The sequence below is a fragment of the Alkalibacterium gilvum genome (genome assembly GCF_900109085.1).
Taxonomy (GTDB): Bacteria; Bacillota; Bacilli; order Lactobacillales; family Carnobacteriaceae_A; genus Alkalibacterium; species Alkalibacterium gilvum.
On sequence record NZ_FNYW01000063.1, the window covers coordinates 1 to 6,325 of the forward strand.

Sequence of the window (6,325 nt, forward strand, 5' to 3'; positions counted from 1 at the left end):
ATTATTCTCTTCATTTAATTCATTATTCTTTTTATTTATTTTTTTGTTTTCATTTCTAATGTGATATATATGTACAAAAGAAATAATAATAGTTGTTGTCAAAGCAACAATAATTTTTAGTACAAAGTCATCAGGGATGAAAAGAAAAATAAAGCCTATTATTGCAATAATTATTTCGATAAATTTCATCTATTCAAATCTCCTCTTTTTTATATTATTGGTCTTCTAAATTTCTTTTACTAATTATACTCTTTTTCTGCTACCCTGCCATTGTTTTCACAAAACATATCTTTTAAAAATATCTAGTAATTTTCTCAGTAACTTTAATCTTTTTTAGTTTGTCTTAGTATTTGCTATAATTGTTTAATAGAAAACTGATAGAAAAGAGGAAAACCAATGATCAGTGTAGATCCAATTCGTGACGAGAAAAAAATTCAGACAATGAAAACCTATTTGAAAGGTCAAAACTTGCGCGATCATGCTTTATTTGTGGTGGGCATCAATGTAGCTTTGCGAATTACGGATTTATTAGCTTTAAAATGGAGCGATATTTTAGATAAAAAAGGAAAATTTAAGGAGATTCGTATTTTAGAAGGTAAAACCAAGAAAGAACGACGAATTAAGTTGAATAAGCCGAGTCAGCGTGCGCTAGAAGAGCTTCTGGGAAGCTTAGACGGATATTCCTTCGATGATTACCTCTTTCAGTCGCGAGAAGGCGCGCAGAAACCTCTCTCACGACAGCAAGCCTTGAATATTTTAAAAGATGCAGCAAAAGCTGTTGGAATTAAAGACAATGTCGGCACGCATAGCCTTAGAAAAACGTGGGGCTATCACGCCTGGAAAAAAGGTTTCAGTCCAGCGATCATTATGGAAACCTTGAATCATAGTAATTTAACGGTCACCAAGCGTTATTTAGGTATTCAGCAAGACGATATTAACGATCTTTATGGAAGTTTAAAACTTTAATACGATAAATTATAAGAGGTGAAAAAATGAATCAATCCGTGCAACGAAAAGCAGCAAAAGATTTTATCAAAAGATGGGCTGATCGTGGGAATGAAAAACAAGATAGCCAGTCGTTTTGGTTAGATTTATTACAATCTGTATATGGTATCGATAATCCGACAGAATATATCACTTTTGAAGACTCTGTTTCAAATATGATGGACAGTACAAGTTTCATTGATGGCTATATTGAGAAAACAAACGTATTAATTGAACAAAAAGGGCAACACCGCGATTTAAATAAAGGACTTAGACAATCTGATGGCACTTATTTAACGCCTTTTCAACAAGCCTTACGCTATTCAGCGACTTTGCCTTATTCGCGACGTCCACGATGGATTATCACCAGTAATTTTAAAGAATTTTACATATACGATATGGAGAAACCTAATTCAGATCCGTCAATAGTAAAATTAAAGGATTTAGAAAAAGAATATTATCGACTTGAAATTTTAATTGATAAAACAAACACGCAAATTGAAAAAGAGACGAAAGTATCGATCCAAGCTGGTGAGTTAATCGGTCAAATTCATGATGAATTGATTGAACAATACCAAGATCCTGAAGATCCTTCCTCTTTGAAAAGTATTAATCAATTAAGTGTGAGACTTGTTTTTAGTTTTTATGCCGAAGATGCTGGTTTGTTTGGAAAAAGAAGAATGTTTCATGATTATCTAGTTGATTTTGATACAAGAAACTTTAGACATGCCATTATTGAGTTTTTCCACGTATTGAATACAAAAGCAGAAGATCGAGATCCATATTTAGATGAGAAATTAGCAGCCTTTCCCTATGTGAATGGTGGGCTATTTGAAGATATGGATATTGAAATCCCACAATTTACAGATCATCTATGCGAATTAATTTTAGAAAATGCGAGTAGTGACTTTAATTGGTCTGAAATCAGCCCGACGATCTTTGGGGGTGTGTTTGAGAGCACTTTAAACCCCGAAGAAAGACGTAAAGGCGGTATGCACTACACTTCTATTCAAAATATCCATAAAGTCATTGACCCTTTATTTTTAGAAGAGCTTAAAAAAGAATTAAATGAAATTAAGCAGCTTAAACAACATGCAGCAATTAAACGACGTGCACTAGAGTTTCAAAATAAACTAGCTTCCCTAACATTCTTAGATCCGGCAGCTGGAAGTGGGAACTTTCTAACCGAAACATATATCGCACTGCGTGAGCTAGAAAACGAAGCGTTAGTTTTAATTCATGGAGATAATGTGTTGTTAGATACTGAAGCAGACTTGATTAAGGTATCGTTAGATCAATTTTATGGAATAGAGATTAACGATTTCGCAGTTGCAGTAGCGAAGACTGCTCTATGGATTGCAGAAAGTCAAATGTTTGAAAAAACAAAAGATTTAATTTATTCAGAAGTTGACTTTTTACCAATAAAATCTTACACCAATATTATTGAAGGTGATGCTCTTGAAATGGATTGGAATAATGTAATTGACAGGTATGACTTAGATTATATTATAGGTAATCCTCCGTTTATAGGACATTCAGTACAAAATTCTGAACAGAAGAAGCAAATGCGAAGTATATATATTGACTTAATGGGTAAAGAATATCCCCTATCAGGAAAAATTGACTATGTAGCAGGCTGGTTTTTTAAAGCAGCTGAATTTATTGAAAACACTAAAACTAAGGTTGCATTAGTATCAACTAATTCCATTACACAGGGCGAACAGGTAGCTGGGGTTTGGAAGCCGCTTTATGATCGATTTAATATTGATATTAATTTTGCATATAAAACATTTAAGTGGGATAACGAGTCATCTCAAAAAGCTCAAGTTCATGTAGTTATAATTGGTTTTAGTCATAATAGCGTTACTTCTAAATCTAAAAAGATATTCTATGAATTGAATAAATTTGAAATTGTAAATGAAATAAATCCGTATTTAATCGAAGCTCCAGTGGTTATAGTAGAATCTTCAAGGAAAAACCTGAGTAATGTTCCCCCTATGATATATGGCAGTAAACCTACTGATGGAGGCTTTTTCTTCTTAACACCAGAGGAAAAAAATGAACTAATCTCTAAGGAACCAGATGCTGAAAAATTTGTAAGAAGGGTTTACGGTGCAGCAGAATTTATTAACAATAAAGAACGATATTGCTTATGGTTAAAAGATGCGACTCCTGACGAACTTCGCTCTCTACCTATGGTACATGGTCGTATTCAAAAAGTTAGAGAATATAGACTTAAAAGCAAAGCCAAGTCCACTAATAAATATGCAGATTATCCAACAAGGTTTAAACAAGATGCCCAACCTGATACAAATTATTTACTAGTACCACGAGTGTCTTCTGAAAATCGAAGGTATGTCCCAATTGGATTTATGTCTTCAGAAAATATCGTTACTGATGCAGTTCAGCTTATACCTAATGCAACATTATATGAATTTGGTATTATCACTTCAAATGTTCATATGGCTTGGATGAGAGCAATAGCTGGTAGATTAGAAATGAGATATCGCTATTCATCAACTTTAGTTTATAATACTTTTCCTTGGCCAGATACCAACGAATTACAAAAAAACAAGATAAAACAAACAGCTCAAGGTATTTTAGACGCTCGCACTCTATATCCAAATAGTTCACTTGCTGATTTGTATGATGAAGTAATTATGCCTGTAGAATTAAGAAAAGCTCATCAAGAAAATGACAAAGCCGTTATGGAGGCCTATGGAATGAAAGTTGGCGAAACTACTGAAAGTGATAGTGTTTCTCAACTATTTAAAATGTATGAAAAACTAGTTACTTCTAAATAAAAATATCTATACAGCTATCCGTGTGATAGCATGAAGATATCATGCATTACTACTAGGATGGTGAGGTAATTGACAGAGAATCGTGTCCAAATAATCATAAGAGTAACTGATGATGAAAGAGAACAGATTAAGAAAATGGCACAAGAAAAAAACGTTTCAATGAATCAATTTATTATCGATGCTATCTTTGATAGCACTTCTGATAGCAGTGATATCAATAGTGATATCAAGATGATTGAGATCTTAGAAGAGCAGCTTGTCAAAAAAGACGAACAAATCGAAAAAATGCAAACCTTGCTCGATCAGCAGCAACAATTAACCCTGCAAACCAATCAGCAAATCCAGCACCTCCAACTAGAAGAAACCAAAGAAACTGAAAAGAAATTAGAAGCTTTTGAGGAAAAAGAAGCGAAAAAAGGCTTCTTTAGCCGTTGGTTTAATTCTTGAAATAAAAAACTCGCCCCCTGACGTTAGTCGAAGGGGGCTTTTTTATACACTGTTGTCTTTCATGCGCCGAGCCAACGAGGCCGCATGAAGATCAACCAAACTTTTGGAGCGAACACGGACAACGTCCAGCGAAAAAAAGGTTGATCGGCTGACCAATCAGCCGACGCACTTCACGCTTTTACAAGTGGACGGTTTCCCACTTGTCTCGGCTGTAAGCCGAACGCTTTTAGCCTCGCAGAGCACACACCTTACGAAGATAAGGTATAGTGTGTTATACTTTGCATGGAAGTTTATCCGTACAGACCAGAAAAGGAGTGCTTGCTCTATGTCCATGGTTGCAGCGAGAATGCAGAAGATGAAAGCAGGAAATTTAACTGGAATTGGAAACCACAATCAGAGAAAAACAGAAAATCATTCGAACCCAGATATCGATATAGACCGTTCGAATTTAAATTATGAGTTAGTCCACCAAACAGAAAATTATAAGACCGATATTCAAGCCTTTATCAACGAGAATAAAGCGAGTTCGCGAGCCGTTCGAAAAGATGCCGTACTGGTTAGCGAATGGATCATTACCAGCGACACGATTTTTTTTGAAGCATTGACTCCTGAACAAACAAGATCCTTTTTTGAGGAAGCAAAGGATTATTTCGCAGATCGATTTGGCGAGCAAAATATTCGCTATGCGACGGTTCATTTAGACGAAACCACTCCCCACATGCACTTGGGGGTCGTTCCCTTTGATGAAGACTACAAGTTGAGCGCAAAAACAGTGTTTAACCGTCCAGTCTTACGAGAAATTCAGGAAGACTTACCCAAAGTCCTTCAAACCGCAGGGTTTGATATTGAACGAGGGAGGAAGGGATCCGAGCAGAAAAATCTAACCGTCCCTGAATACAAAGCCATGAAAAAAGAACAAGAAGAAATAGAAAAAAAGGTACAACAGAAAAAGGAAGAATTATCCGCTTATCAAAAAGAAACGAAAAAGGAGTACCCTCTTGCGATTCTACCCATGAAAGAAAACAAGATGGTGGACGTAGAAACCGGAGAAAAAAATATTTTTGGAAAATCCAAAATGAAACAGGAGAAACAATGGACGGGAAACGTTCTCCTTTCAGAAGAAGACTATTTAACTATGACACACGCCATTCAACAGGGAAAAGAAGCAGAAGAAAAATTGACTGCAGTTTTAGAAACGGATGTATACGAAGAAAATGCCTTTTTTAAAGCCAAAGTAGAAAGCCTAGCCGAAGAGAAAATCATTTTGAGAAAAGAGAAAAAAGAGATTTTAGACCTAAATAATAAACATGTGGGACTGTATCGTGTACTCGAAAAGGAAAATTCATTTTTAAAGGGCGAAATAAGCGATTTAAAGAAAGAACTTCGATTGCTATATAAAACTACCAGATCCTTCTTAAAAGAGCGTACAAGTGATATAAAGGCCTTTAAAACTCTGTTTAATGACTTCATGCGTGATCTATCAGAAAAATTAACCTCGAATGGGATAGACAACCATTTTGAAAAAGAACAAGAGAAAGAAAAGAAAAAAGAGCGAACGCAAAGTCGAGGGCGGTTTCGATAAAGGCTCGTTTTATCTAGGTAAACATTCTTTACCTTCGCTTGTATCAAGGGGTACAGAGAGTTTTTAACTGCTTTTGGGTATGTAGGGCTTGCCCTGCACGAACGAAGTGAGCCTTCTACAAACTTAGAGATGTCTCAAAGTGACCGTTTAAACGTACTGATTGGATCAGATATCTGTTTCCCTTATTTCCTTGTCAACGGAGCATAGCGACTTCTTTTGACCTTTTAAAATGTCTTTTAGCTTGCGAAGCAAGATTTCCTTTTATTTTTTGATCTTTTTTTATACAGAGGCTTGCGAAAGCAAGTCCTCCTTTTTTATTTTAAATAAAATCTATTAATTTTAAGAGAAGTAACAGGCAAATTAAGCGGTGGTTTTTGAACCTTGCTGTTTATATATTGTTTAATAAATATGTTTAAGTAATGTTTAGGATTTTTTCAGCCTTACTCCCACAAGGGATTTGCTCATGTTATAAAGACATTTTGCCACTTCATAAAGACATTTTGCCACT

General features: G+C 35.2%; 5 protein-coding genes. 4 read left to right on the forward strand and 1 reads right to left on the reverse strand.

Annotated elements, in window-relative coordinates; genetic code table 11:
* On the reverse strand, nt 1–189 hold a 189-nt coding region (locus tag BMX83_RS10290), incomplete at its 3' end, for a hypothetical protein (RefSeq protein ID WP_143059537.1).
* Between the two features lie 207 nt (nt 190–396).
* Here BMX83_RS10290 and BMX83_RS10295 point away from each other — a divergent pair.
* The 4 genes from BMX83_RS10295 to mobV all read left to right on the forward strand — a co-directional run bounded on the left by BMX83_RS10295 (nt 397) and on the right by mobV (nt 5,817).
* Complete coding sequence (locus tag BMX83_RS10295) at nt 397–966, forward strand: site-specific integrase (protein ID WP_091636749.1); 570 nt, start codon at nt 397–399, stop codon at nt 964–966.
* Nucleotides 967–992: 26 nt separating this feature from the next.
* A complete protein-coding gene (locus tag BMX83_RS10300) occupies nt 993–3,788 on the forward strand; it encodes a DNA methyltransferase (protein WP_091636751.1) in 2,796 nt (931 codons plus the stop codon).
* Nucleotides 3,789–3,857: 69 nt separating this feature from the next.
* Complete coding sequence (locus tag BMX83_RS10305) at nt 3,858–4,235, forward strand: DUF536 domain-containing protein (protein WP_245746665.1); 378 nt, start codon at nt 3,858–3,860, stop codon at nt 4,233–4,235.
* A gap of 325 nt (nt 4,236–4,560) precedes the next feature.
* Entirely contained in the window at nt 4,561–5,817 is a 1,257-nt protein-coding gene (gene mobV, locus BMX83_RS10310; RefSeq protein WP_091636753.1) for a MobV family relaxase, read from the forward strand.
* Nucleotides 5,818–6,325 lie beyond the last annotated feature (508 nt).